Source organism: Burkholderia sp. SIMBA_051 (genome assembly GCF_046534915.1).
Classification (GTDB): domain Bacteria; phylum Pseudomonadota; class Gammaproteobacteria; order Burkholderiales; family Burkholderiaceae; genus Burkholderia; species Burkholderia ambifaria.
This window is the reverse complement of sequence record NZ_JAWRXS010000002.1, coordinates 473,896-498,991: the sequence shown is the minus strand read 5'-3', so window position 1 is coordinate 498,991 and position 25,096 is coordinate 473,896. Positions and strand designations below refer to the sequence as shown.

General features: G+C 67.5%; 21 protein-coding genes. 9 read left to right on the top strand and 12 right to left on the bottom strand.

Annotation, left to right across the window (positions count from 1 at the left end; genetic code table 11):
• Nucleotides 1-73: 73 nt before the first annotated feature.
• The gene (gene glpK, locus SB771_RS06270; RefSeq protein WP_011657858.1) at nt 74-1,576 is read right to left on the bottom strand and encodes a glycerol kinase GlpK; all 1,503 of its coding nucleotides are present in this window, start codon (nt 1,574-1,576) and stop codon (nt 74-76) included.
• A gap of 105 nt (nt 1,577-1,681) precedes the next feature.
• Entirely contained in the window at nt 1,682-3,205 is a 1,524-nt protein-coding gene (glpD, locus tag SB771_RS06265; protein WP_175660375.1) for a glycerol-3-phosphate dehydrogenase, read from the bottom strand.
• A 162-nt stretch (nt 3,206-3,367) separates the two neighbouring features.
• Here glpD and SB771_RS06260 point away from each other — a divergent pair, with 162 nt between their 5' ends.
• On the top strand, nt 3,368-3,736 hold the full coding sequence (locus tag SB771_RS06260) for a hypothetical protein (RefSeq protein ID WP_006751303.1): 369 nt from the start codon (nt 3,368-3,370) through the stop codon (nt 3,734-3,736).
• Nucleotides 3,737-3,825: 89 nt separating this feature from the next.
• Here the strand turns inward: SB771_RS06260 and SB771_RS06255 are convergent, their stop codons facing one another.
• Complete coding sequence (locus SB771_RS06255) at nt 3,826-4,023, bottom strand: hypothetical protein (protein ID WP_006751304.1); 198 nt, start codon at nt 4,021-4,023, stop codon at nt 3,826-3,828.
• A 304-nt stretch (nt 4,024-4,327) separates the two neighbouring features.
• Nucleotides 4,328-5,107: a DeoR/GlpR family DNA-binding transcription regulator gene (locus SB771_RS06250; protein ID WP_012364650.1), complete on the bottom strand. Its 780-nt coding sequence runs from the start codon at nt 5,105-5,107 to the stop codon at nt 4,328-4,330.
• Between the two features lie 224 nt (nt 5,108-5,331).
• Between SB771_RS06250 and SB771_RS06245 the strand changes: the two genes are divergently transcribed.
• The 3 genes from SB771_RS06245 (at nt 5,332) to SB771_RS06235 (ending at nt 8,692) form a co-directional block, all read left to right on the top strand.
• The gene (locus SB771_RS06245) at nt 5,332-6,972 is read left to right on the top strand and encodes a gamma-glutamyltransferase family protein (protein ID WP_175660374.1); all 1,641 of its coding nucleotides are present in this window, start codon (nt 5,332-5,334) and stop codon (nt 6,970-6,972) included.
• Between the two features lie 316 nt (nt 6,973-7,288).
• Nucleotides 7,289-8,116, top strand: a complete 828-nt coding sequence (locus SB771_RS06240; RefSeq protein WP_011657853.1) for a ferritin-like domain-containing protein — start codon at nt 7,289-7,291, stop codon at nt 8,114-8,116.
• Nucleotides 8,117-8,182: 66 nt separating this feature from the next.
• Nucleotides 8,183-8,692, top strand: a complete 510-nt coding sequence (locus SB771_RS06235) for a hypothetical protein (RefSeq protein ID WP_105834570.1) — start codon at nt 8,183-8,185, stop codon at nt 8,690-8,692.
• Here SB771_RS06235 and SB771_RS06230 read toward each other — a convergent pair.
• The 3 genes from SB771_RS06230 to SB771_RS06220 all read right to left on the bottom strand — a co-directional run bounded on the left by SB771_RS06230 (nt 8,686) and on the right by SB771_RS06220 (nt 12,337).
• Entirely contained in the window at nt 8,686-10,125 is a 1,440-nt protein-coding gene (locus SB771_RS06230) for a DEAD/DEAH box helicase (RefSeq protein ID WP_175660373.1), read from the bottom strand. The two genes, SB771_RS06235 and SB771_RS06230, sit on opposite strands and share 7 nt — an antisense overlap.
• Before the next feature lie 129 nt (nt 10,126-10,254).
• On the bottom strand, nt 10,255-11,553 hold the full coding sequence (locus SB771_RS06225; RefSeq protein ID WP_006757973.1) for a c-type cytochrome: 1,299 nt from the start codon (nt 11,551-11,553) through the stop codon (nt 10,255-10,257).
• A gap of 19 nt (nt 11,554-11,572) precedes the next feature.
• The gene (locus tag SB771_RS06220) at nt 11,573-12,337 is read right to left on the bottom strand and encodes a c-type cytochrome (protein WP_041489853.1); all 765 of its coding nucleotides are present in this window, start codon (nt 12,335-12,337) and stop codon (nt 11,573-11,575) included.
• Nucleotides 12,338-12,714: 377 nt separating this feature from the next.
• Between SB771_RS06220 and SB771_RS06215 the strand changes: the two genes are divergently transcribed.
• Complete coding sequence (locus SB771_RS06215) at nt 12,715-13,647, top strand: CopD family protein (RefSeq protein WP_175660372.1); 933 nt, start codon at nt 12,715-12,717, stop codon at nt 13,645-13,647.
• 165 nt (nt 13,648-13,812) lie between these two features.
• Here SB771_RS06215 and dgoD read toward each other — a convergent pair whose 3' ends face one another.
• Nucleotides 13,813-14,961: a galactonate dehydratase gene (gene dgoD, locus SB771_RS06210; RefSeq protein ID WP_006751313.1), complete on the bottom strand. Its 1,149-nt coding sequence runs from the start codon at nt 14,959-14,961 to the stop codon at nt 13,813-13,815.
• A 133-nt stretch (nt 14,962-15,094) separates the two neighbouring features.
• Between dgoD and SB771_RS06205 the strand changes: the two genes are divergently transcribed.
• Nucleotides 15,095-15,799, top strand: a complete 705-nt coding sequence (locus SB771_RS06205; protein ID WP_041491394.1) for a FadR/GntR family transcriptional regulator — start codon at nt 15,095-15,097, stop codon at nt 15,797-15,799.
• Between the two features lie 27 nt (nt 15,800-15,826).
• On the opposite strand, the gene SB771_RS06200 is transcribed toward SB771_RS06205, so the two are convergent.
• On the bottom strand, nt 15,827-16,072 hold the full coding sequence (locus tag SB771_RS06200) for a DUF1272 domain-containing protein (protein WP_175660371.1): 246 nt from the start codon (nt 16,070-16,072) through the stop codon (nt 15,827-15,829).
• Between the two features lie 153 nt (nt 16,073-16,225).
• On the opposite strand from SB771_RS06200, the gene SB771_RS06195 reads away from it, so the two are divergent.
• On the top strand, nt 16,226-16,573 hold the full coding sequence (locus tag SB771_RS06195; RefSeq protein WP_175656338.1) for a GFA family protein: 348 nt from the start codon (nt 16,226-16,228) through the stop codon (nt 16,571-16,573).
• A 34-nt stretch (nt 16,574-16,607) separates the two neighbouring features.
• Here the strand turns inward: SB771_RS06195 and SB771_RS06190 are convergent, their stop codons facing one another.
• The 3 genes from SB771_RS06190 to SB771_RS06180 form a co-directional block, all read right to left on the bottom strand.
• On the bottom strand, nt 16,608-19,715 hold the full coding sequence (locus SB771_RS06190) for a transglycosylase domain-containing protein (RefSeq protein WP_175660370.1): 3,108 nt from the start codon (nt 19,713-19,715) through the stop codon (nt 16,608-16,610).
• 244 nt (nt 19,716-19,959) lie between these two features.
• A complete protein-coding gene (locus SB771_RS06185; RefSeq protein WP_105834550.1) occupies nt 19,960-20,847 on the bottom strand; it encodes a LysR family transcriptional regulator in 888 nt (295 codons plus the stop codon).
• 292 nt (nt 20,848-21,139) lie between these two features.
• Nucleotides 21,140-22,057, bottom strand: coding sequence for a LysR substrate-binding domain-containing protein (locus SB771_RS06180; RefSeq protein ID WP_175660369.1), 918 nt, complete (start codon nt 22,055-22,057; stop codon nt 21,140-21,142).
• A gap of 210 nt (nt 22,058-22,267) precedes the next feature.
• Between SB771_RS06180 and SB771_RS06175 the strand changes: the two genes are divergently transcribed.
• Both SB771_RS06175 and SB771_RS06170 read left to right on the top strand, forming a co-directional pair.
• Entirely contained in the window at nt 22,268-23,584 is a 1,317-nt protein-coding gene (locus SB771_RS06175) for an MFS transporter (protein WP_175660368.1), read from the top strand.
• A 32-nt stretch (nt 23,585-23,616) separates the two neighbouring features.
• A complete protein-coding gene (locus tag SB771_RS06170) occupies nt 23,617-25,089 on the top strand; it encodes an amidase (protein WP_175660367.1) in 1,473 nt (490 codons plus the stop codon).
• Nucleotides 25,090-25,096: the final 7 nt, after the last annotated feature.

Here is a 25,096-nt window from a genome sequence, read left to right as displayed (position 1 = left end):
TAGATGACGGCGGACTCGCGCGCCGCGCGGTCCGCCGGTGTTGTTGTATTTCGTTTGTTTAGATGTACCGCGGTTACTGCGTGTCGTCGGCCCATGCCTTGGCGGCGCGCACCGCGCGCTGCCAGCCGGCCATGCGTTGCTCGACCTGCTCCTTCGGCATCGACGGCGCGAAGCGGCGATCGAGCTGCCACTGGCTGCGCACTTCGTCGAGGTTCTTCCAGTAGCCGATCGCGAGGCCGGCGAGGTAGGCCGCGCCGAGCGCGGTCGTCTCGGTGATCTGCGGACGCACCGCGTCGACGCCGAGCAGGTCGGCCTGGAACTGCATCAGCAGGTCGTTCGCGCTCGCGCCGCCGTCCACGCGCAGCTCGCCGATGCTGATGCCCGAGTCGGCCTCCATCGCGGCCAGCACGTCGAGCGACTGATACGCGATCGCGTCGAGCGCCGCGCGCGCGAGGTGCGCGGACGTCGTGCCGCGCGTCACGCCGAACACCGAACCGCGCGCCCGCGCGTTCCAGTGCGGCGCGCCGAGGCCGGCGAACGCCGGCACGAGATAGACGCCGTCGGTATGCGGCACGCTCGCGGCGAGCGCTTCGATTTCGGCGGCCGTCTTGATGATGCCGACGCCGTCGCGCAGCCACTGCACGACCGCGCCCGCGATGAAGATGCTGCCTTCGAGCGCGTACTGCACGTCGTCGCCGATCTGCCAGGCGATCGTCGTGACGAGGTTGTTCTTCGACTCGATCGGCTTGTCGCCGGTGTTCATCATCAGGAAGCAGCCGGTGCCGTAGGTGTTCTTCACCATGCCCGACGTCGTGCACATCTGGCCGAACAGCGCCGCGTGCTGGTCGCCGGCGATGCCCGCGAGCGGGATCTTCGACGCGAACACGGTGGTTTTCGTGTGGCCGTAGATTTCCGACGACGCCTTCACGTCCGGCAGCATGCTGCGCGGGATGTCGAGCAGTTCGAGCAGCTCGCTGTCCCACTCGCGCGTGTGGATGTTGAACAGCATCGTGCGCGACGCGTTGGTCACGTCGGTCACGTGCAGCTCGTGTTTCGTGAAGTTCCACACGAGCCAGCTGTCGACGGTGCCGAACGCGAGCTTGCCCTGGCGCGCCTTGTCGCGTGCGCCCGGCACGTTGTCGAGGATCCAGCGGATCTTCGTCGCGGAGAAGTACGAGTCGATCGGCAGGCCGGTCTTCGCGCGCACCTTCGCCTCGAGGCCCTGCTTCTTCAGCGAATCGCAGAAGTCGGCGGTGCGGCGGTCCTGCCAGACGATCGCGTTGTAGACGGGCTGGCCCGTCTCGCGATCCCAGACGATCGTCGTCTCGCGCTGGTTGGTGATGCCGATCGCGGCGATCGACGTGCCGTTCAGGCCGGTGCGCGTGACGGCTTCCGCCGCGACGCCCGCTTGCGTCGACCAGATTTCCTGAGGGTCGTGCTCGACCCAGCCGGGTTGCGGGTAGATCTGTTCGAATTCCTTCTGGGCAATCGATACGATATTGCCCTGGCGATCGAACAGCATTGCGCGGGAACTCGTGGTGCCCTGGTCAAGCGCGAGGATGTACTGGTCCTGCATGTCTCTCATCTCCATCCGTGGATCGGCGTAGTTGTGATGCGCGCCGCATGTCGGGCGGCGCGTCGGTGAATCAACATCGGTAAGACAACTGCAACTGCAAGCGGATCATGCGTGCGGCGCGTGCGCGGCGGCGAACCATGCATCGACCGCGGCTGTCACCGCGTCGAGCGTGCCCGGCGCGACGTGCAGGCCGAGCTTCGAGCGGCGCCACAGCACGTCCTGCGCGCAGGTCGCCCATTCGACGTCGCGCAGGTAGCGCAGTTCGGCGTCGTAGAGGCCCGGCGCGATTTCGGTGCCGAGATCGGCGAGCGCGCGCGCGCCGTCGACCACGCGTTCGGCACGCGTGCCGTACGCACGTGCATAGCGGCGCGCGAGCGCGGCGGGCAGCCACGGATGGCGCTTCGCGAACGCATCGGCGAACACGTCGAACTTCGCGTTCGCGATGTCGCCGCCCGGCAGCGGCGCGCCCGCGGTCCAGGTCTTCGCGTCGCGGCCGAGCGCGCCGCACAGCAGGTCGCCGGCGTCTTCCGCGAGCTTGCGGAAGGTCGTGATCTTGCCGCCGAATACCGACAGCAGCGGCGCGCCAGCGCCGTCGTCGAGCTCGAGGCGGTAGTCGCGCGTGACGGCCGATGCGTTCGCGGCGTTCTCGTCCTCGAGCAGCGGGCGCACGCCCGAATAGGTCCAGTGCACGTCGGCCGGCGAGATCTTGCGCTTGAAGTAGCGGTTGATCGAATCGCACAGATACTGCGTCTCGTCGCGATCGATCGCGACCTTCGCGGGATCGTTCGTGTATTCGACGTCGGTCGTGCCGATCAGCGTGAAGTCGTGCTCGTACGGAATCGCGAAGATGATCCGCTTGTCCGGGTTCTGGAAGATATACGCGTGGTCGTGATCGAACAGGCGCCGCGTGATGATGTGGCTGCCCTTCACGAGCCGCACGCTGTGCTGCGCGCCGCGGCCGAGCGCGCCGTGCAGCACGTCGCCGACCCACGGCCCGGCCGCGTTCGCGACCGCGCGTGCGCGCACGACGCGGATCGCGCCGTCCGCGTGCTGCAGCCGCGCTTCCCATTCGTCGCCGTGGCGCTCCGCCGACACGAGCTTCGTGCGCGTGAGGATCTCGGCGCCGCGCTCCTTCGCGTCGAGCGCGTTCAGCACGACGAGGCGCGCATCGTCAACCCAGCCGTCCGAATACACGAAGCCGCGCTTGATCGAGTCGATCAGCGGCGCGCCGGCCGCATGGCGGCGCATGTCGATGCCGCGCGAGCCGGGCAGCAGTTCGCGTTTCGCGAGGTGATCGTAGAGGAACAGGCCGATGCGGATCAGCCAGGCCGGCCGCAGGTTCGGCATGTGCGGCATCACGAAGCGCAGCGGCCACATGATGTGCGGCGCCGCGCGCAGCAGTGTCTCGCGCTCCTGCAGCGCTTTGCGGACGAGTCCGAATTCGTTGTATTCGAGATAGCGCAGGCCGCCGTGAATCAGCTTCGTGCTGCACGACGACGTGTGCGACGCGAGGTCGTCCTGCTCGCAGAGCAGGACCGACAGGCCGCGGCCGGCCGCATCGCGCGCGATGCCCGCGCCGTTGATGCCGCCGCCGACGACGAGCAGATCGTAGCGATTCGGTTGGGTCACCTGCTGTCCTTATCGTCTGATGGAAATGGGCGAACATGAAATGTTCGAATTCGAAATTTAACGAACGAAATCGAAAAAGTAAAGTTCGAAAAAGCGGGGCCAGTAGCGCGCGCGGCGATCCCGGACGATACTGGCGGAATCGACCGTTTCGCGAGGTGAATCATGCGTATTGGGATGTGGGCCGGCGTTTGCGCCGTCGTTCTGGCAGGGTGCAGCGCCGGCACGCCACCGCTTGCCGGCAACTGGCGTGCACCATCATTCGTCGACCTGCAGACGTCGTGCGGCGGCACCGCCCACGATTGGGGCGCGGACGCGCAGCCGGTCTACTCGACGCTGTACGACGCGTACGTGGCGAAACGGTATCGTGGGCTCACGCAAGCGAACTATTGCGCGTTCGTAAACGAACTTTCGGCGCGCTATGCGGCACCCGATGCGGCGGGGCGCGCCGGCTGGGTCGCGTATTTCAACGGCGCACGCGCGCAGGCCGTCAGCTGGCGGGCCGCGGTCGATCCGACGCTGCGCGGCGGCTGACGCGGGGAAGCTGACAGAGGCGGGAAAGGCGGAAAAGCGGCGCGGCCGGAAATCCGGCCGCGCGCGCTCAGGTCAGGAGCAGCGGTAGTTCAGGAATATCGGTATTTGATGGATCGCAACGCGGCGTCGCCGGTCTCGGTCACGCAGTATTTGCGTCCCGAGCCGAGCCCTTCCAGGCGGACGAGCTGCTGTTCGAGCAGTGCGTCGATTTCGTCCCGATCCATGTTGGTTTGATCGGGAGCGTCCTTCACAAGCAATAGCGTGGCGAATTCATGCGGACTCAGCATCGTTCTCTCCATGGCGACCAGTATGCCCGCGCGGCCGGCGCGAACGCCGCAGCGCGATACCCCACACGGGGGTATGGCTTGGGGGGAAAGCTGTATTGGCCGGCCTGGGAGTTCGCACACGCCTTGGCACGGGCGGATCGGGCGAACGGGCCGGGGAACTGGAGTCTAGTCGAGCGCGCGAGCAACGACAAATCGTGCCCCGTTAATTTTCCGTTTGACAGGCACGCGGGTCGCTAGCGGTTCGGTCGGTGCGCCAACTTCTTGATTTCACTTGAAGTTTCGGGTGCGGTGCAGCATCGAAGTGTCATTCGGCGACGTACACTTCGGTGCCTGCGGCGGCCACCGCGTCGGCCATCTCCGGCGGCAGCGGCTTGTCGGTGAAGAGCGCATGGACCTGGCTCAAATGCCCCTGGCGCACGAGCGCCGGGCGGCCGACCTTCGAGTGGTCGGCGACGAGGTAGACCGTGCGCGCATGCTGCATGATCGCCTCGGCCACGCGCACCTCGCGCGTGTCGAAGTCGCGCAGCGTGCCGTCGGCCTCGATCGCCGACGTGCCGATGATCGCGTAGTCGACCTTGAACTGGCGGATGAAGTCGATCGCGAGTTCGCCGACGATGCCCTTGTCCCACGGCCGCACGATGCCGCCCGTGATCAGCACCTCGCAGTCGGGATAGCCGCTCATCATCGACGCGACGTTCAGGTTGTTCGTGATCACGTGCAGCCCGTGATGGCGGTTCAGCGCGCGCGCGACTTCCTCGGTCGTCGTGCCGAGGTTGATGAACAGCGACGCCTGGTCGGGGATGTGCGACGCCGCCAGCGCCGCGATGCGCCGCTTCTCGTCGTGGAACATCCGCTGGCGCGCGGTGTACGACACGTTCTCCGAGCTGGTCGGCAGGCTCGCGCCGCCGTGGTAGCGGCGCAGCAGGTTCAGATCCGCGAGCCAGTTGACGTCGCGGCGGATCGTCTGCGGCGTGACCGCGAAGTGCGCGGCGAGATCGTCGACGGTCACGAAGCCATCGCGCTGCACCCATTCGAGCAATTCCTGCTGGCGCGCGTTGAGGGTGAGGCGGGGATCTCGGGTCATGGCTGGGCGGTCGGATCGTGAGGCAGAGCGCGTATTGTAAGGGGCGGAAAGGGCGTTCGGCCGGCGCGCGGCGCACGGTGGCCCGTCATTCATGCGGAAAGTGCATGGATTCATTTGACAAATGAATTTGCGCGATCGCGCGGATCGCGCTGCAATGGCGGACTGTCCGCGCACGCCGAGCCTGCGCGCGGCGCGTTCATTCTGCTTTCGACGAGGTGGCACCGATGACTGACTTCAACTGGCACAACCCGTATCCGACGATCCGCATTCCGGTGTTTGCGCGCAATGTCGTGTCGACGTCGCACCCGCTCGCCGCGCAGGCCGGGCTGCGGATGCTGTGGAAGGGCGGCAATGCCGTCGATGCGGCGCTGGCCGCCGCGGCCGCGATCACGGTGGTCGAGCCCGTGTCGTGCGGGCTCGGCGGCGATGCGTTCGCGCTCGTGTGGGACGGCGGGCGGTTGTCCGGGCTGAATGCGTCGGGTGTCGCGCCGGCCGCATGGAACCCCGACTACTTCCGCAAGCGCCACGGCGAGGACGCGCACGGCATCGCGAACAAGCCGACGCGCGGCTGGGACACCGTGACGGTGCCGGGCGTGATCGCGGGCTGGGAAGCGCTGCATGCGAAGTTCGGTTCGCTGCCGTTCGCGGACCTGCTCGAGCCGGCGATCGAGCTCGCCGAGCGCGGCTATTCGGTGTCGCCGATCGTCGCGCACAAGTGGGCGGCCGCGGTGCCCGAGCTGCAGGGGCTGCCTGGCTTCGCCGATACCTTCATGCCACGCGGGCGCGCGCCGCTCGTCGGCGAACGCATGTGCCTGCCGGGCCATGCGCGCACGCTGCGCACGCTCGCGAAGGACGGCCCGCGCGCGTTCTACGAGGGCGCGCTCGCCGCGCAGATTGCGGCGTTCGCGCGCGAAGGCGGCGGCGCATTGACCGAAGCCGATCTGCACGGCTACCGCCCGGAGTGGGTCGAGCCGATCGGCAAGCGCTTCGGCCGCCACACGATCCACGAGATCCCGCCGAACGGGCAGGGCATCGCCGCGCTGATCGCGCTCGGGATCGCCGAGCACGCGGGCGTGACCGAATGGCCCGTCGATTCGGTCGACTCGCAGCACCTGCAGATCGAGGCGATGAAGCTCGCGTTCGCGGACGTCTATCGCTACGTCGCCGATCCGCGTGCGATGGAACTGACGCCCGAGCAGATGCTCGACGACGCGTATCTCGCCGAACGCGCGAAGCTGATCGACCGCACGCGCGCGACCCACTTCGCCGCCGGCCGCCCGCATTCGGGCGGCACGATCTATCTGTCGGCGGCGGACGAGCGCGGGATGATGGTGAGCTTCATTCAGTCGAACTACATGGGCTTCGGCTCGGGGCTCGTCGTGCCCGGGACTGGCATTGCGTTGCAGAACCGCGGGCACGGCTTCTCGATGGACCCGCGCTCGCCGAACGTCGTCGCGGGCGGCAAGCGGCCGTTCCATACGATCATCCCGGCGTTCGTCACCGAGGAGATCGACGGCCGCACCGAGGCCGTGATGAGCTTCGGCGTGATGGGCGGCGACATGCAGCCGCAGGGCCATCTGCAGACCATCGTGCGGATGCTCGGCTACGGACAGCAGCCGCAGGCCGCCTGCTGCGCGCCGCGCTGGAAGGTCAATCGCGACTTCACGCTCGACGTCGAGGCGACGATGAACCGCGACACGGTCGACGCGCTCGCCGCGCGCGGCCATACGATCAAGTCGGTCGACGATCCTTACATGGACTTCGGCTCGGGGCAGTTCGTGTGGCGCCTCGATCCCGACGATCCCGACCGCGGCTACGTGGCCGCGAGCGACAGCCGTCGCGATGGCCTCGCGGCCGGTTTCTGACGGAACGCTTCCAGATTCCTGCGCGCGACGGGCGGCCGAATGGCCCGCCCGTTTTGCCTGATACCGCGCATGCTACCGAGCGCGCGCAACCGGTTCGAAGAACTCGTCTAACGAACCGCAACACCCGCGGCGGAACTGCGCTCGCCGGGCATGGTCAGTGCTTTGAAGCACGAACATTCAAGTGCGGCTAAGATGCCAGCATGGTTCGGCCGGACCAATCCACTATAAATGCAAGCAACACGTCGCCTGCGGGCGCGCCGGGCCCGTGCCGAGGGCATCGGCCGCGCGGCCGCGCGACGACTGGGAGCGCATCACCATGCCTACTGAAACGACGCATGTCATGCCGTGGCGTATCGAGGACATCGACCTGAACCGGATCGATCGTCAGCGTGCCGCCGCAAACGAGGATCTGCTGCTGCTGCTGTGCGCGTCGTCGTTCATCGAAAGCGGCTCGGATCTCTACACGAGCAACCTGAGCGAGTTCTTCAACGACGACCCGGAAGTGTCCGCGTGGCTCAACACGGCGTGGGAGCCCGAGGAGCTGCAGCACGGGCGCGCGCTGAAGGCGTACATCGCGCACGTGTGGCCCGAGTTCGACTGGGACACCGCGTTCGCGAATTTCTTCGCCGAGTATTCGAAGACCTGCTCGGTCGACGCGTTCGAGAAGACCCGCGCGCTCGAGATGGTCGCCCGCTGTGTGGTCGAGACGGGCACGGCCACGCTCTATCGCGCGATCAACGAATGCTCGGACGAGCCGGTGCTGAAGGAAATCACCGACAACATCCGCACCGACGAAGTGCGTCACTACAAGCACTTCTTCAAGTTCTTCAAGAAGTACAACAAGCTCGAAGGCAACGGCCGGCTCGCGGTGCTCGGCGCGTTGATGCGCCGCGTGATGGAAATCAAGAACGAGGATTCGGAGATCGCGCTGCGCCACGTGTTCGCGATCCGCTATCCGGAGCGCGTCGGCGACAGCCAGTACAACCGCGAGCGCGTTGCCCGCATCAGCTCGCTCGTGCGGCGCAACCTGTCGGCCGACATGTGCGTGAAGATGCTGCTCAAGCCGCTCGACCTGCCCGCGAAGATCCAGCCGGGCGTCCACTATCCGCTGACGAAGATCACGCGGCACGTGTTCATGCGCTGATCGTCACCGCGCGGCCCAGCGCGTATGCTGCGGCATCATCGTCTGCTTTTCACCGGGGCCGCCATCATGACCGATTCCCATCGCCACGCGCTCGAACAATGGACGTTCGACGCGTGGCCGCCGGCCGTCGTCGCGCTGTTCGACGGCACCGCGCTCGAGCGCCATGCCGACTTCGCCGCGTCGCTGATCGTCGCGACCGACGACGGCCAGCTGCGCACGACGCTGCTCAGCGTCGGCGAGATCCATGCGCGCGACGCGCATACGCTGCTGCTCGCGCTATGGCCGCAATCGCGCGCGGCGCGTGCGATCGCGCAGCGGCGCGCGGCCGCGCTCACGCTCGTCGCGGACGGCGCATTCTTTCAGGCACAACTGAGGATCGAGCCGCTCGAAGGAGACTTCGGCGGACTGGCCGGCTTCGCTGCGACGATCGCGCACGGCGATGCGCAGCGGGTCGGCTATGCGCGTCTCGCGACGGGTGTCACGTTTGCGCTGGAAGGAGAGGTGCGCGCCGAGGTGCTCGCGCGCTGGCAAAGCCAGGTCGAGCACCTGCGGCGCGCGGCCGCGCGGCTTCAGTGACCGCGCTGGCCGCTGCGCGACGAACGGTTGCGGTTCGGGTGCGCGGCGTTGCCGCTCGCGGGGCGTGCGGCGTTGCCGCCGGACGGACGGCCGCCGCCGGCATTGCCGCCCGCGCCGCCGGCCGTGCGCGGCTTGGCTGCCTTCGCGGCCTTCGGCTGTGCGCCGCCTTCGCGCTTCGCGGCCGGCTGGCCTGAGCCGCCTGCACGCGGCTGGCGATTGCCGCCGCCGCCGGCATTGCCGCCACGCGGCTGCTGCCCGCGGCGCTGCTGGATCGGTTCCGGCTTCGCGCTCGGATCGGGTTCGAAGCCCGCGATCACTTCCTGCGGAATCTCGCGCTTGATCAGCCGCTCGATGTCGCGCAGCAGCTGCTTCTCGTCGACGCACACGAGCGACACGGCTTCACCGGTCGCGCCCGCGCGGCCCGTGCGGCCGATCCGGTGCACGTAGTCTTCCGGCACGTTCGGCAGGTCGAAGTTGACGACGTGCGGCAGCTGGTCGATGTCGATCCCGCGTGCGGCGATGTCGGTCGCGACCAGCACCTGCAGCGTGCTGCTCTTGAACTCCGCGAGCGCGCGCGTGCGGGCCGACTGGCTCTTGTTGCCGTGGATCGCCATCGCGCTGATGCCGTCCTTCGTCAGCTGTTCGGCGAGCCGGTTCGCGCCGTGCTTGGTGCGCGTGAACACGAGCACCTGGAACCAGTTGTGTTCGCGAATCAGGTGCGTGAGCAGCTCGCGCTTGCGATCGCGATCGACCGGGTGGATCTTCTGCGCGACGCTTTCCGCCGTGGTGTTGCGGCGCGCGACTTCGATCAGCGCCGGCGAATCGAGCAGGCTGTCGGCGAGCGACTTGATCTCGTCGGAGAACGTCGCCGAGAACAGCAGGTTCTGACGCTGCGGCGGCAGCTTCGCCAGCACGCGCTTGATGTCGTGGATGAAGCCCATGTCGAGCATCCGGTCGGCTTCGTCGAGCACGAGGATGTCGAGATTCGACAGGTCGATCGTCTTCTGCTGCATGTGGTCGAGCAGACGCCCCGGCGTCGCGACGACGATGTCGACGCCGCGCTTGAGCGCGTCGATCTGCGGATTGATGCTGACGCCGCCGAACATCACGGTCGAGCGCAGCTTCACGTACTTGCTGTACGCGCGCACGCTTTCCTCGACCTGGGCGGCGAGTTCGCGCGTCGGCGTGAGGATCAGCGCACGCACCGCGCGCTTCGCACCGCGATGCTCGGCGTAGTACGTGTGCAGGCGCTGCAGGATCGGCAGCGTGAAGCCGGCGGTCTTGCCGGTGCCGGTTTGTGCGCCGGCGAGCAGGTCGCCGCCGCCGAGGACGGCGGGGATGGCCTGCTGCTGGATGGGGGTCGGCGACGTGTAGCCGAGCTCATTGACCGCCTTGACCAGCGGTTCGGCCAAGCCGAGAGATTCGAAAGACATAGATACCACTCTTGAGTTTTATGATTTGCGACGCCTCGCGCGGCCTGCGCGGGGAATGGCGTCGCAAAAAGCAAAGGGGCGCGGCTGCGGTTTTCCCGCAGCCGCGCCCCCGTCTGTGTCGCGCGTTATTTAGTCAAGCGGCGCGGAACGCAGGTCGCTCACCTGTTGCGGCGAGATCGGCGTACCGTTGTTGCCCCACGACATCCGGATATACGTGACGACTGCCGCAACTTCCTGGTTCGACAGCGACTGTGCGAACGGCGGCATCCCGTACGGACGGGGATTCTTGAACGTGCTCGGCGGGTAGCCACCGTTCAGCACCATGCGGATCGGGTTGACTGCCGATTCCATCACGATCGAATGGTTGCCCGCGAGCGGCGGATACGCGGGCGGCTTGCCTGCGCCGGTTTCGGCGTGGCAGGTCGCGCAATTGTCCGCGTAGATCTTCTTGCCCTGGTCGAACAGCGTGTTGCCGAACTGCTTCGACGGCTCGTACTGCATGTTCTTCGGCGCTTCAGCCTTCTGCGGGATCGACTTCAGGTACGTCGACATTGCGCGCGTATCTTCGTCGTTCATGTACTGGAGGCTGTTGTGCACGACGTCGGCCATCGGGCCGAATACCGCGCCCTTGTTCGACACGCCGGCCTGCAGCAGGTCGGACAGCTCCTGCACGTGCCAGTCGCCGAGGCCGAGTTCCTTGTCGTTCGTCAGCGACGGAGCATACCAGTTCTGCAGCGGGATCAGGCCGCCCGCGAAGGCTGCCGAGTTCACCGGGCCGCCCATCATGTTGATCGACGTGTGGCACATCGAGCAGTGGCCGAGGCCTTCGACGAGGTACGCGCCGCGGTTCCATTCGACCGACTTGGTCGGATCCGGCTTGTATTCGCCTTCCTTGAAGAACAGCGTGCGCCAGCCGATCAGCAGGTTGCGGTTGTTGAACGGGAACTTCAGTTCGTGCGGACGGCTCGGCACCGAGACCGGCGGGACCGAACGCAGGTACGCGTAGATCGCGTCCGAATCGGCGCGCGTGACCTTCGTGTAGCTCGCGAACGGGAAGCCCGGGTAGAGCAGGCTGCCGTCCTTCGAACGGCCGGTGTGCATCGCGCGGTAGAAGTCGTCCGACGTCCACTTGCCGATGCCGTCCTTGTCGTCCGGCGTGATGTTCGGCGTGTACATCGTGCCGAACGGCGTCGCCATCGGCAGGCCGCCCGCGAACGACTTGCCGCCGCGCACGGTGTGGCACGCGATACAGTCGCCGACGCGCGCGAGGTATTCGCCCTTCTTGATCAGCGCGGCCTGGTCGGCCGGCGTGGCCGCGACGGCGGCAGCGCCGTGCAGCGTGTCGTTGCCCGGCCACAGGACCGGCACGAGGGCGACTGCCGCGACGATCGCGACAGCCGAGAGTGCAAACAGGGACTTGCGTTTCATTGTGTCTGTCTCCCTTGCCTTATTGCGGTTCGCTGCCGCAGGCGAGCGGAGTCTTCATCGAACGCGCCGGGGCCGGCACGGGGTTGGCGGGCGCCGGTTGCGCGGCGAGCCACGCGGTCACGGCCGTGACGTCTTCATCCGACAGCTTCGACGCGATGTCGTGCATGCAATCCGGTGCCTTTGCGTGGCGGTTGCCCGAGCGCCATGCGCCGAGCTGTGCGCTCAGGTAATCGGCGTGCAGGCCGACGAGGCCCGGGATCGCCGGCTGCATGCCGGTCAGCCCGGCGCCGTGGCAGGCCACGCAGGCCGGCAGCTTGCGCGACGGATCGCCTTGCGTGACGAGCTGCTTGCCGCGCGCGAGCGTGGCGGCCGGCAGCGTCGGCTTGGCGGGCGTCGGGTACGGCGGACGCTCGGCCGAGAAGTGCTCGGCGATCTCTTTCAGGTAATCGTCGTTCAGGTACGTCAGCAGGTAGTTCATCGGCGGGTACTTGCGCCGTCCGTCACGGAAGTTGACGAGCTGGTTGTACAGGTACTCGGCCGGCTTGCCGGCAAGACGCGGGAAATAATCGTTGTCGGTGCCCTGGCCGTGAACGCCGTGGCATGCGGTACAGCCGCGCACACGCTCGGCCATCGTATCGGGTGCCTTGAGCGGCGCCTGCTGGGCGTGCGCTTGCTCCGTGGGCTTGGTCTGCGCTTGAGCAGCGCTCATAAGGCCCGCGCCACCGATCAAGAGAACGGCGAGCAACGGACGGAAGAGGCGTCTTGAAGACACACGAGACTCCATGTTTATTCGTCGGGGACCTGTCCGGGCTACGATCGGCTCGGCGCATGGATGGCAGGGCAGCCGGGCTGCTGCGACGCGGCATTCTATCATCGATGGGTAATGACGGCTATTTGGCAAAAGGACATGGGTTCCTGTCTGTTTGCGACTTGCGACAATTTGCCGCGCGATATGTACGGATGATGTGAACCGGCGTGCGCTTTGACCATCGAAGACCGTACACTCGCGGGTCGCGCGGCGCCGCCTCCGCCGCAGACCCAGTCATTTCTCCCGTTTCCGGATTCATCGATGACGTTCCCTACCGTGCCGTTGCCGTCTCCCCGCTGTCGTTCCACTTGCCGCCGCGCCGCCGGCCGGCCGTTTCCGGGAGGGCGCGCGCAATGAGGATCGACAGCTTGTGGATCGGGCAGGTCGCGCTCGCGGCCTTGATGGACGCGACGTTCGCGATGGCGGTCGGCTCGGCGCTGCTCAAGGCGTGGCTCGGCAAGGACGGCGCGCGGCCGGTCGTCGCGCCGTCGCATCATGCATGGCTGCGCGCGCAACATTCGCTGGTCGCGGCGGCGCTGGCGCTCGTGCTCGCCGATCTCGGCTGGCTCGTGTATGAAGCCGCGTCGATGAGCGGCGCGGGCCTCGGCGGCGCGTTCGCTGCGATCCCGACCATGCTGATGCAGACGCATGCGGGCTTTGCGTGGAGCGTCGCGTTCGCCGGCGCCGTGCTGCTCGCGATCGTCGCGCTGGCGAAGCCCGAGGGCCCGGTCGCGCACGCGGTGCTGTGGCTCGCGGTGATCGTGGTCGCGGCCGGCAAGGCGTCGCTCGGCCATGCGGCCGACACGGGCCCGCTGTCCGCGGCGGTCGGCGTGCAGACGCTGCACCTGCTCGCCACCGCGGTGTGGGGCGGCCTCGTGCTCGCGGCCGGCCTCGCGGTGCTGCCGGTGCTCGGTTCGTCGGTCGCGCGCGGCGCACTGATCCGAATCGGCCAGCAACTGTCGCGAACCTCGGCGATCGCGGTCGTCTTCGTGCTCGGCACCGGCGTGCTCAATGCGCTGCGCGGGCTCGGCGGCTCGCTCGCACCGCTCGACGGCAGCACGTGGGGGCGCGTGCTGTTGCTCAAGCTGCTGCTCGTCGCGCTCGCGCTCGTGCTCGGCGGGCTGAACCGCTTCTCCGCGCTGCCGCGCCTGCGCCGTACCGCGTCGACCGAAGACGCGCACACGTTCCGCAACATCCTGCATCTCGAAGCGCTGACGATGATCGCGGTGTTCGTCGCGGCCGCCGTGCTGTCGTTCTGCGTGCCGGGGTTCGCGGCGCTCGGCTGACGGCCGGTTCGGCGCGGGGTGCCGTCCCCGCGTGAGCTGCATGAGTCACACGAGTCACATGCCGCGGATGTAAAAGCGGCCGCCTGTCGGGCGGCCGTCTCGACCTGCGTTGCGCGGCTGGTCCGCCGCGCAACGCACGTCATCTCATCTCACTTCACCTCCGCATCACCACTCGGCGACGCTGCCGTCCGCGTGGCGCCACACCGGATTGCGCCAGCGGTGGCCCGTCTTCGCCATCTCGCGCACCTTCTCCTCGTTGACGTCGATGCCGAGCCCCGGCCCTTGCGGGATCGCGACGAAGCCGTCTTCGTAGCGGAACACCTCGGGGTTGCGCAGGTAGTCGAGCAGGTCGTTCCCCTGGTTGTAGTGGATGCCGAGGCTCTGTTCCTGGATGAACGCGTTGTAGCTGACCGCATCGAGCTGCAGGCACGCGGCCAGCGCGATCGGGCCGAGCGGGCAGTGCAGCGCGAGCGCGACGTCGTAGCTTTCCGCGAGCGTCGCGATCTTGCGGCACTCGGTGATGCCGCCCGCGTGCGACGCGTCGGGCTGGATGATGTCGACGTAGCCGCCCGCGAGAATGTGCTTGAAGTCCCAGCGCGAGTAGAGCCGCTCGCCGAGCGCGATCGGCGTGTTGGTCTGGTTCACGATGTCGCGCAGCGCTTCGGCGTTCTCCGACAGCACCGGCTCCTCGATGAACATCAGCTTGTACGGATCGAGCTCCTTCGCGAGCACCTTCGCCATCGGCTTGTGCACGCGGCCGTGGAAGTCGACGCCGATCCCGACGTGCGGGCCGACCGCGTCGCGCACCGCCGCGACGTTCGCGATCACCTGCTCGACCTTGTCGTAGGTGTCGACGATCTGCAGCTCCTCGGAGCCGTTCATCTTCACGGCCTTGAAGCCGCGCTCGACCACCGCGCGCGCGTTGTTCGCGACATCGCTCGGCCGGTCGCCGCCGATCCACGAATACACCTTGATGCGGTCGCGCACCTGGCCGCCGAGCAGCGCATGCACCGGCACGCCGTGATGCTTGCCCTTGATGTCCCACAGCGCCTGGTCGACGCCCGCGATCGCGCTCATCATGATCGGGCCGCCGCGGTAGAAGCCCGCGCGGTACATCACCTGCCAGTGATCCTCGATCAGCAGCGGATCCTTGCCGACCAGATAGTCGGCGAGTTCCTGCACGGCGGCTTCGACCGTGTGCGCGCGGCCCTCGACCACCGGCTCGCCCCAGCCGACGATGCCCTCGTCGGTTTCGATCTTGAGGAACAGCCAGCGCGGCGGGACGACGAAGGTTTCGAGGCGGATGATTTTCATGTCGCGAGTCTCCTGGGTTGCGCGGCGCGGACGTGCGGATGCGGCGCCGTCGAGTACGTGACGGTTATCCTAGCGTAGCGTGATAAAAAATAGTATTAATAGCACTATTGTGCAGATAGTGGACAGCCGCGGCGTGCCCGGCCAACGGAGAACGATCATTCAACGCGACCTGCATGGACAGACGTCCTTCCGCCTTGCGACGGCGATCCTGCGTGGCGACTATCCGCCCGAATCGCTGCTGCCGCGCGAGCCGGACCTGATGGAGATGTTCGGCGTGAGCCGCACGGTGCTGCGCGAGGCGCTGCGCACGCTGACGTCCAAGGGGCTGGTCGAATCGCGGCCGAAGGTCGGCACGCGGGTGCGGCCGCGCCGCGCATGGAATCTGCTCGACGCCGACCTGCTCGACTGGTACGCGCGGGTCGCGCCGCCGCTCGCGTTCGCGCTCAAGCTGCAGGAGATGCGCGAAATGATCGAGCCCCACGCGGCCGCGCTGGCCGCGCGTTCGCACGGGGCGGGCGCGTTCGACGCGATCGATGACGCGGTGCGCGCGATGGCCGCCGCGCGCAACGTCGACGAATGGGTGCGCGCGGACCTGCGCTTTCACCTGAGCGTGCTGGAGGCCGGCGGCAACGAGCTGCTGGTGCCGCTCGGCGCGCTGATCGACCGCACGCTCGAGGCGCAGCTGCACCTGAACGCGCGCCGGGCGCACGTGTTCAATGCGTCGCTTGCCGAGCATGCGGCCGTCGCCGACGCAATCGGCGTGCGCGACGAGGACGGCGCGCGCCGCGCGATGGCGTCGCTGCTCGCGATCACGCGCGCGCGCATCGAGATGTCGTGACGGGAAGCGGCGGGCGATGCGGTGCCGTCAGGCGTTCGCGCAGCCGCCCGGCTTGTGGATGCGCTCCGTCGACGCCGGATACTTCGCGAGCAGGCTCGCCGGCCGGCGCGGGCGAGCGACCAGGTCGCCGCCGCAGTTCGGGCAGCGGCCCTTCAGTACCTCGTCGGCGCAGGTCGCGCAGAACGTGCACTCAAACGTACAGATGCGCGCTTCCTCTGAATCGGGCGGCAGGTCCTTGTCGCAGCATTCGCAGCCGGGGCGCAGTTCGAGCATGACGGTTTTCCTTGGTTGGGACGGGTCGGGACGAGCGCCGCCGGACATTGCGTGCGGCGCATGTGCGCGCTACTGTACCTGCATGGATCGGCCCGGCCAACGGTGTCCCGCCCGGGCGCCGTCGTCGCGCATGGGCCGCACCGGGAGACGACCATGCTCTATCGGGGAAGCTGTCACTGCGGCGATGTGAAGTTCGAGGCGGAAGGCGACCTGCAGGGCGTGATGGCCTGCAACTGCTCGATCTGCCGGCGCAAGGGCGCGCTGATGTGGTTCGTGCCGCGCGACCACATGACGCTTCTCACGCCCGACGACAATCTGTCGACCTACATGTTCAACAAGCACGTGATCCGCCATCGCTTCTGCAAGCGCTGCGGGATTCACGCGTTCGGCGAGGGGACGCATCCGAACGGCACCGAGATGGCCGCGATCAACGTGCGATGCCTCGAGGATGTCGATATCGACGCGCTGCCCGTCACGCATTTCGACGGCCGCTCGGCCTGAGCGGCGCGCGGTCGCGTGAGCGCGCGGGCCGCGCTCAGGACGGCGAGACCGGCGCGGCCTGCGGCGTCGGCGTTTCCGCCTGCGGCGCGGGGCCCGCCGTGCGCGTGCCGGCTTCGACCGGGCGCTCGATCAGCGGCGCGAGCGCCGGCGCCATCGACTTCAGCAACTGCACGGCCATCGCGCTCGTGAAGTCGTAGCGCGCCGCGTACGGCTCATGCGCGGTCGCCGTCAGCACACCGAAGAAGCGGTCGCCGAGCACGAACACGAACGTGCCACTGCGGTTGACCTTGCGCGACTCGATCAGCCGCGCGCCGCGTGCGTACACATTGAAGCGCTGGTCGCCCGTCCCGGTCTTGCCGTACACCGGGAGTGTCTTGCCGTCGGGCAGCATGAAGCCGCCCGCGAGGCGCCGCGCGGTGCCGTGCTGCACGACGTCGCCCAGCAGCGTGCGCGCCACGTTGACGATCTCGGGCGACAGCAGCGGCTGCGGCTGCGCGGCCGCGCGCACGAAGCGCGTTTCGTACGGCGTGCCCTTCGCGAAGTCGAGGCGCGTGATCGTCTCGGTCGGCGCCTTCTGGCCGCCGTTCGCGATCAGGCCGATCAGTTTCGCGAGCGCGTCCGGCTGGTCGCCCGACGCGCCGATCGCGGCCGCGAACGACGGCGTGACTTCCTCGAACGGGTAGCCGAGCGCGCGCCACGCCTTCGTGATTTCCCCATACGCGCGCAGCTCGACCATGTGGCGGATGCGCCGGTCCTGGGTCGCGTGGTAGCGGGTCTTGTACAGCCACGAGTATGTGTAGAAGCGCGCATCGCGGCTGTCGCGCTGGACGTCGGCGAGCGGTGCGTTCGGGTGGGCGCGCAGGTAATTGAGCGTCCACAGCGCGAGCGGGTGGACGCTTGCGATGTAGCCGCGATCGTTGAGGTTGAAGCGGTCGATCGCGTACTTCGCGTACAGCGCGGCGAGATCGTAGTCCGACATCGTCGCGGCCGGCGTGCCCTTCAGCTGCGCGCGCATGTGCGCGCTGAACCACGCGAGCGATTCGTTCGGCGCGACGCTGCGCAGCACCGTCGCGATCTTCGGCGGCGACTTGCGCACGTCCTGCAGCATCAGCGCGAGCGCGTCGTCGGGCGTCTTGCCCGCATAGCGCGTGTAGTAGCGCTTCACGTACACCTTGCTTTCGCCGTCGACGAACTGCTCGAGGTAATGCTTGCGCTGCTCCGGATCGCCGAGCCACGACGTCGACGGGCCGGCCGCCTTCAGCATTTCGTAATGGACGATGTCGCGCATCAGCCGCACGAACACCAGGTTGACCGAATGCTCGAACGCCGTATGCAGCGTCAGGATGCGGCCGTTGTCCGACTTTTCGAAGTTCGAGAACACCTGCGCGCCGCCGCCCGTGTAGAACACATCGGGACTCGCCGAGTACTTGCGTTCGACCGCCGCATCGAGCATCGCCTGCAGCGAGCGGTCGCGCGTGTGCGACAGGTAGTCGAGCGCCCAGCGCGACAGCCCGTCGATCGGATCGGGCTTCACGTGCGCGAGTTGCGCGTTCGGCAGGCTGCCGTAGCGCGCATGCAGCTCGGAGACGATCTGCAGGTAGGTGATCAGCGTGCGCAGTTTCGCGGTCGAGCCGAGGTTGATGCGGCCGCCGCGGTTCACGTCGAACGGCTGGTTCACGCTGTCGGTCTGCACGCGCAGCATGTTCGCGCCGTTGCGATGCTCGTACAGCGTGAAGCTGTACGTCAGATGAGACGGGTCGTCCTTCGGCGCGAGCATCTCGAAGCCGTACAGGCCGGCCGCCTGCGCGCCGTCGCGGGTCGACGCCAGCGCGAGCCGGTTGGCGACCGCCTGCTGCACGCCGTTGTCGAGCGTGCTGGTGGCTTCCAGATCGAGCTGGTCGAGCTGGTACAGGTCGCTGATGCCGAGCGCCGAGAGCAGCGACGCGCGCGCGGACGACACGGCCTTGCGCGACACGAACGACTGCACGCGCGCGGCGGCCGGCGGCGCGGCGCGCTCGATCTGCGCGGCGAGCGCCGCATCGCGCAGCGCGGGAGAGATCACGCCGCCGTTCGACAGCAGCCGCAGATAGCTGTCGGTCAGCTTCTGCAGCGCCGGATAGCCGCGATTCAGGAAGTACGACGGCGCGCGCTGCGCGATGATCAGCGACAGCACCTCGCGGAACGCCTTGCCCTGTTCGTCGACGTTGTCGCCGGTGGTCGGCGCGGACAGGATGCGGTTCACGTCGTTGAAGTCGCGGCCGTACCACGCGGCGAGACCGTCGCCGATACCGTTGATTTCACCCACGTGCGGCCGCGCGGCGAGCGGCACCGAGTTCAGGTAGCGCACCAGGATCGTGCGGCGCGCGAGCATCGTCTGCGGGCCGTTCAGGTACGCTAGGATCGACGCGGACGCGATCTGGCGCAGCTTCTCCGGCGGCGTCGCGGTGCGGCCGTCGGGCGAATGGCGGAACTTCTCGATCTGCGTCGCGAGCGTGCTGCCGCCCGGGCGCGCCTGGTGATGGTTGACGACGTGCAGCGCCTGGTCGGCGAGCGCGCGGCTGAATCGGCCCCAGTCGATCGCCGGATTGCGGTTCGGCTGGTTCGGGTCGAGCAGGTAGCGATCCTCGATGAACATCAGCGAATCGGCGACCACCCGCGGCACCGTGTCGAAGTCGGCGTACACGCGCTGCGGGAACACGGTCGCGAACAGCGGCGAGCCGGTCGAGTCGAACAGCATCAGCCCGGCCTGATCTTTCTCTTCGTAAGGAAGGAACAAGCCGCGATCGGCGAGCGACAGCATCCGGTCGGAATCGCGCGCCTGCTTGCCGACGACGAAGCCGCGTGCGAGCAGGCGCTCCTGGAACGCGGGAATCATCGAATAACCGAGGCGCTGGTCGTACGGCCCGTTCGCAGGGAAGCGGATGTGGTCGCTCGCGCCCGCCTCGACCGTGTAGCCGACGTCGCGCGTGAGTTCGGACAGGTAGTGCGCCTGCATGCGCGACGTCGCGATCTCGGTCATCACGAGCCGCACGAGGATCGCCACGGCGATCACCAGCGCGGCCAGCAACGACCACTTGACCCACGTCCAGACCGATGCACTACCGGTCATGCGCGGCAGGATGCGATTCAGTGGCCGATTCATGGCGGCGTCTCCCTGGAGGCACGGGCTCCGGCCGCACCTCATTAAGGATTAGTGTAGTCCTCAACGGCCGGCTGCCAAGAGCGGTTCACTACTGAGATGCAGCGGCGCAACAGGTGTGCCCGCACCGTGCGCGGGCGGCGATGCGGCCGCCCGTGGCCCGGCTGGCGCGGCTGCGCGGCGGGCCGCGGGTTCGCCGACGGCGCGGGGCGTCGATGCAAAAAAGGTGCGCGATTGAACCCTTCTTTCACCTGACGAAATACTCGACCAGGTGATCGACGAAAAGCCGCGTCTTGCGCGGAAAGTGCCGCCGGCTCGGGTACGCGATGTTCATCTCGAGTTCCTCGAGCCGATAGTCGGGCAGCAGCGCGAGCAGCCGTCCGTCGGCGAGATCCGCTTCGACGAGGAAGTCGGGCAGCACCGCGATACCCATGCCCGACAACGCCCAGTTCCGGATCAACCCGATGTTGTTCGACGATGCGGATTTGTTCGGCCGCACCGCGACGCGCGTCGGCTCGTGATCGAACGACAGGTATTCGCCCGCGAAGTCGGCATGGAACGTGAGGCACGCGTGCGACGCGAGATCGTGCGGATGGATCGGTGCGCCGTGGGCTTCGACATACCGGGGCGCCGCACAGACGATCCGCTTGAGCCGCGTGAGCGGGCGCGTCACCAGCGTGTTGGTGCTGATGCGCTGCGACAGCAGCAGCCCGACGTCGAAGCCCTCGGATACGAGATCGACATGGCGGTCGACGATCGTGACTTCCGGCACGATGGCCGGATGCTGCGTCTTGAACGCATCGATCGCCGGTGCGAGCACGTGCATGCCGAACATGACCGGCGCGGCGATCTTCAGCGACCCGATCGGCTCGTGATGCATCGACGCGATCGTGTCCTCGACGCGGTCGATCTCCTCGACCACGTGACGGATCTGCGCGAGATACAGATGACCGGCATCGGTGAGCGACAGGCTGCGCGTCGTGCGGTTCAGCAGGCGTGCGCCGAGCCGGTCTTCGATGCCCATGATGAGGCGGGTGGCCGACGAGTTGGAGATGTTCAGTTCCGTGGCTGCACGCGCGAAACTGTGAAGTTCGGCCACCTTGATGAATAGCCGCATTGGCAGGAGTTCGTCCATTTTTTTATCGGTAAATAGAATTGTTTGTTTAATTCTATCTGCCGATGCGTCGTATTTGAACGAACGAGTCAGGCGAATAAGTATTACGAAATGATGTGTTGATTGGCCGCCGGAACGGTCTCAAAATAACGGGTTCCGGGGCCGTTGCCTTGTTGAATCTTATGGGCAGGATTGGTCCTATATAAACCTTCCGTCTCGATTTGTATTTAGTAATTGTACGAAATTAGACGTGATTTTTCTTATAAAGAAAATCGATATTCGTAGTGCGATTCGAATCGGATAGGACGGGTCACTATCGCCACAGCAGTTTCGCGGGATCGTACCGGCGCACGGCCTCGACGAAGCAGTGGATCAGGTAGTCGCATGCGACCGTGTTCAGTGCATCGCGCCGCGTGAGCACGCCGGCCGACACGGTCGGAATCGTTTCCTTCACATCGATCGTGGCCATCCGTTCGCGTATCCAGTCGATCTCCATGAAGAGCTGCGGCACGCACGACACGCTGTCGGTATGCACCGACAGCGCGAACGCCGCGCTGAACGACGTGCATTCGACGATCGGCTGCGGCGCCGCGTAGCCGTGCGCGACGAACACGTTCTGCAGCAGCCGGCCGATGCTTTCCGGCGACGTGTTGAGCACCCACTGCGCATCCTGAAGCTGCGCGAGCGACGTGCAGTGACGCAGCGGATTGCTCGCGCGGGTCATCAGGATCAGCGCCGATTCGATGAGCGGCCGGAACGTGAATTCGGGCGACAGCCGCGTCGCATCGACGATCGCGATCACGAAGTCGAGCGAGCCGTCGCGCAGGCGCGGCAGCGCCGTGTCGAGAAAGCCTTCGCGCACGTCGAGGCGGATCGTCGGCATCCGCTGGCGAAACGCGTCGAGCGCGGCGGGCAGAAAGCCGAGCGACATCAGCGGCGTCAGCGCGCACGCGAGCGCGCCTTCCTTGCCGCCCGACAGATGGATCACGTCGTCGCGCGCGTGCTGCATCTCCGCGAGGATCAGCCGCGCGCGTGCATAGACGGCCTGGCCGAAGCGCGTGAGCTGCGCGCCGCGCGCGTTGCGCGTGACGAGCGGCACGCCGAGGTCCTGCTCGAGTTCGCGGATCGCCTTCGTGAGTGCGGGCTGGGACAGATGGATCGCACGCGCGGCGGCGCGCAGGCTCCCGTGTTCGGCGATGGCGGCAAGCGCCCGGAGCTGATGGTGTTTCACGGCGTGGCGGGGCGCGGCGGCAGTAGCGACGTTCGTATCCTACACCGCGATCGCGCGGGCAAAGCGCGCGATAACCAGGCGTTATCACGATCGAAAAATGTCGCTCCGGGCTGCGTATTTTGAATGCCTAGACTGCATGCGCAGGCCGTCGAACGGGCCGCGCACCACACACGCAATCGATACGCACAACCAGTACGGAGACATACCTTCATGAAGGCGCCCCGAGCGGACAGCACGTTCGGCGGGCATGTCGGCACCGTTGCCGCATCCCCGTCCAATCGCCAGTTGATCGTCGCGATCACGATCGGCAACGGCCTCGAATTCTTCGATCTCACCGTGTTCAGCTTCTTCGCGGTGCTGCTTGGAAAACTGTTTTTCCCGTCCGCGTCCGCGCAGCAGCAATTGCTGATGTCGGTCGCGACGTTCGGCGTCGGCTTCATCGCGCGGCCGATCGGCGGCGTCGTGATCGGGCTGGTCGCCGACCGTTTCGGCCGCGTGCCGGCGATGAACCTCACGCTCGTCACGATGGCGATCGGCACCGGGATGATCGGCGTCATGCCGACCTACGCGCAGATCGGCGCCGCGGCGCCCGTGCTGGTCGTGCTCGCACGGCTGCTGCAAGGCTTCTCCGCCGGCGGGGAAGTCGGCGTATCGACGTCGCTGCTCGCCGAGCGTGCACCGCCCGGCGAACGCGGCTACTACACGAGCTGGCAGTTCGCGAGCCAGGGCGCGGCGGCACTGGCCGGTTCGTTCGTCGGCTTCCTGCTGTCGTATTTCCTCGAACCCGCTGCGCTCGAATCGTGGGGCTGGCGCGTGCCGTTTCTCGCCGGCGTGCTGATCGCGCCGGTCGGCCTGTATCTGCGCGCGCGCTTCAATGCGCTCGAACAGCACGCGCCGGCCGCGGCCGCACGGCGCTCGTCCGCGGTGCTCGGCACCGTGCTGCGGCGCGACGGCGGCGCCGTGCTGACCGCGCTCGGCCTCGTGGTCGGCGGCACCGCCGCGCACTTCATCGTCCTCTATTACATGTCGACGTACGCGATCCGCGTGCTGCACCTGTCGATGGATACCGCGCTGTGGTGCGGGATTCTCTCCGGTGCGGTGATGTTCGTCGCCGCGCCGATCGGCGGACGGCTGTCGGATCGGCTCGGCAGCAAGCGCGTCGCGCTGTGGACGCGCGTGGCGCTGACCGCGCTGATCCTGCCGGGCTTCTGGCTGATCGGCGCGGTGCCGTCGATCGCGACGATGTACGCGGTCGTGATGCTGCTCGCCGCGCTGCACTCGGTCAATGCGGGCGCGAACGGCGTGATCCTCGCGGAGCTGTTTCCGAAGAGCACGCGCGCGACCGCGCTGTCGATCGCGTATGCGGGCGGCGTGTCGATCTTCGGCGGCTTCGCGCAGTTCATCGTCACCTGGCTGATCGGGGCGACCGGCAATCCGGCCGCGCCGGCGTGGTACGTGATCGTCTGCGGGCTGCTGTCGCTCGTCGCGCTCGCGTTCGCGTCGGACCGAAGCGATCAGGATCACTGACCGACTGACTTCCATCTTCTTCGATCCCTTCCATGACCACGACCATTTCGTTTTCGCCGTCGCCGGCCGACGTTGCCGCCGGCGATCTGTGCGACCTGCCCGCGCGCACCATGCTCGAATTGCTGAAGCAGCGGCAGATCAGCGCCTGCGAGCTGCTCGATGCGCATCTCAAGCGCATCGCGATGATCAACCCGCGTGTGAATGCGCTCGTCACCGTCGTCGATCCCGATGCGCTGCGCACCCGCGCACGTGAGCTCGACACGCGCTGGGCGCGCGGCGAATGGCACGGGCCGCTGCACGGGCTGCCGGTGTCGCAGAAGGACCTGACCGCGACGCGCGGCGTGCGCACGACCTTCGGTTCGACGCTGTTCGCCGATCACGTCCCGCAGCACGACGCGCTGATCGTGCGGCGCTGTGCGAGCGCCGGCGCGCTGATGATCGGCAAGTCGAACACGCCGGAATTCGGCGCCGGCTCACATACGTTCAACGACGTGTTCGGCGCGACGCGCAACCCATGGGATCTCGCTCGCTCCGCCGGCGGCAGCAGCGGCGGTGCGGCCGCTGCGCTCGCATGCGGGATGAATCCGCTCGCGTGCGGCAGCGACATGGGCGGGTCGCTGCGCAACCCAGCCGCGTGGAACAACGTCGTCGGGCTGCGGCCGTCGCCCGGGCGCGTGCCGCGCGCGCCGGACCTGAACGGTTGGGCGACGCTTGGCGTCGACGGGCCGATGGCGCGCGATGTCGCCGACACGGCACTGTTGCTGTCCGCGATCGCCGGGCCGAGCGGCGAAACCGCGACCGAAATCGCGGAGCCGGGCGTACTCTTCGCGCAGCCGCTCGAACGCGATTTCCGCGGCACGCGCATCGCGATGTCGCGCGGCTTGCCCGGCGTGCCGGTCGATCCCGAGATCCGGCGCGCGGTCGATGCGCAGGCGCGCGTGTTCACGTCGCTCGGCTGCGAAGTCGAATTCGACGACCCCGATCTCACCGAAGCCGAAGACCTGTTCCGGATCGAGCGCGCGTGGATGATCGGCACGCTGCTGGACGGCTTCGACGAGCGGCAGCGCGCGGCGCTCAAACCCGAACTCCACGACGAATACCGGCTGCATCGTTCGCTCTCCGCCGCCGATCTCGGCCGCATGTTCGTGCGCAAGACGCGCCTGTTCGAGCAGATGCGCGCGTTCATGCAGCGCTACGCGTTCTACGTGCTGCCGACCACTCAGGTGATGCCGTTCGACGCCGCGCTGCGCGAGCCTGCCGATGTGCTCGGCGTCGAGAGCACGACCTACATCGACTGGATGCGCGTGTGCTGGCTGCTGTCGTCGACCGACGCGCCGATCCTGTCGGTCCCGTGCGGATTCTCCGCGGCCGGCCTGCCGATCGGGATGCAGATCGTCGGCCGCCATCGCGACGACTGGGGCGTGCTGCAGTTCGGCCATGCGTACGAAGTCGCGGCCGGCCGTCGCTGGACGCCGCCGCCCGTCGTTGCCGACGCACTGCGCTGACCGTCTT

Excerpts from the sequence above, each read along its gene's own strand:
- glpK (WP_011657858.1), bottom strand. The coding sequence starts at position 1,576 with ATGCAGGACCAGTACATCCTCGCGCTTGACCAGGGCACCACGAGTTCC.
- SB771_RS06260 (WP_006751303.1), top strand. The coding sequence starts at position 3,368 with ATGCGTATTGGGATGTGGGCCGGCGTTTGCGCCGTCGTTCTGGCAGGG.
- SB771_RS06255 (WP_006751304.1), bottom strand. The coding sequence starts at position 4,023 with ATGCTGAGTCCGCATGAATTCGCCACGCTATTGCTTGTGAAGGACGCT.
- SB771_RS06250 (WP_012364650.1), bottom strand. The coding sequence starts at position 5,107 with ATGACCCGAGATCCCCGCCTCACCCTCAACGCGCGCCAGCAGGAATTG.
- SB771_RS06245 (WP_175660374.1), top strand. The coding sequence starts at position 5,332 with ATGACTGACTTCAACTGGCACAACCCGTATCCGACGATCCGCATTCCG.
- SB771_RS06240 (WP_011657853.1), top strand. The coding sequence starts at position 7,289 with ATGCCTACTGAAACGACGCATGTCATGCCGTGGCGTATCGAGGACATC.
- SB771_RS06235 (WP_105834570.1), top strand. The coding sequence starts at position 8,183 with ATGACCGATTCCCATCGCCACGCGCTCGAACAATGGACGTTCGACGCG.
- SB771_RS06230 (WP_175660373.1), bottom strand. The coding sequence starts at position 10,125 with ATGTCTTTCGAATCTCTCGGCTTGGCCGAACCGCTGGTCAAGGCGGTC.
- SB771_RS06225 (WP_006757973.1), bottom strand. The coding sequence starts at position 11,553 with ATGAAACGCAAGTCCCTGTTTGCACTCTCGGCTGTCGCGATCGTCGCG.
- SB771_RS06220 (WP_041489853.1), bottom strand. The coding sequence starts at position 12,337 with ATGGAGTCTCGTGTGTCTTCAAGACGCCTCTTCCGTCCGTTGCTCGCC.
- SB771_RS06215 (WP_175660372.1), top strand. The coding sequence starts at position 12,715 with ATGAGGATCGACAGCTTGTGGATCGGGCAGGTCGCGCTCGCGGCCTTG.
- dgoD (WP_006751313.1), bottom strand. The coding sequence starts at position 14,961 with ATGAAAATCATCCGCCTCGAAACCTTCGTCGTCCCGCCGCGCTGGCTG.
- SB771_RS06200 (WP_175660371.1), bottom strand. The coding sequence starts at position 16,072 with ATGCTCGAACTGCGCCCCGGCTGCGAATGCTGCGACAAGGACCTGCCG.
- SB771_RS06195 (WP_175656338.1), top strand. The coding sequence starts at position 16,226 with ATGCTCTATCGGGGAAGCTGTCACTGCGGCGATGTGAAGTTCGAGGCG.
- SB771_RS06190 (WP_175660370.1), bottom strand. The coding sequence starts at position 19,715 with ATGAATCGGCCACTGAATCGCATCCTGCCGCGCATGACCGGTAGTGCA.
- SB771_RS06185 (WP_105834550.1), bottom strand. The coding sequence starts at position 20,847 with ATGGACGAACTCCTGCCAATGCGGCTATTCATCAAGGTGGCCGAACTT.
- SB771_RS06175 (WP_175660368.1), top strand. The coding sequence starts at position 22,268 with ATGAAGGCGCCCCGAGCGGACAGCACGTTCGGCGGGCATGTCGGCACC.
- SB771_RS06170 (WP_175660367.1), top strand. The coding sequence starts at position 23,617 with ATGACCACGACCATTTCGTTTTCGCCGTCGCCGGCCGACGTTGCCGCC.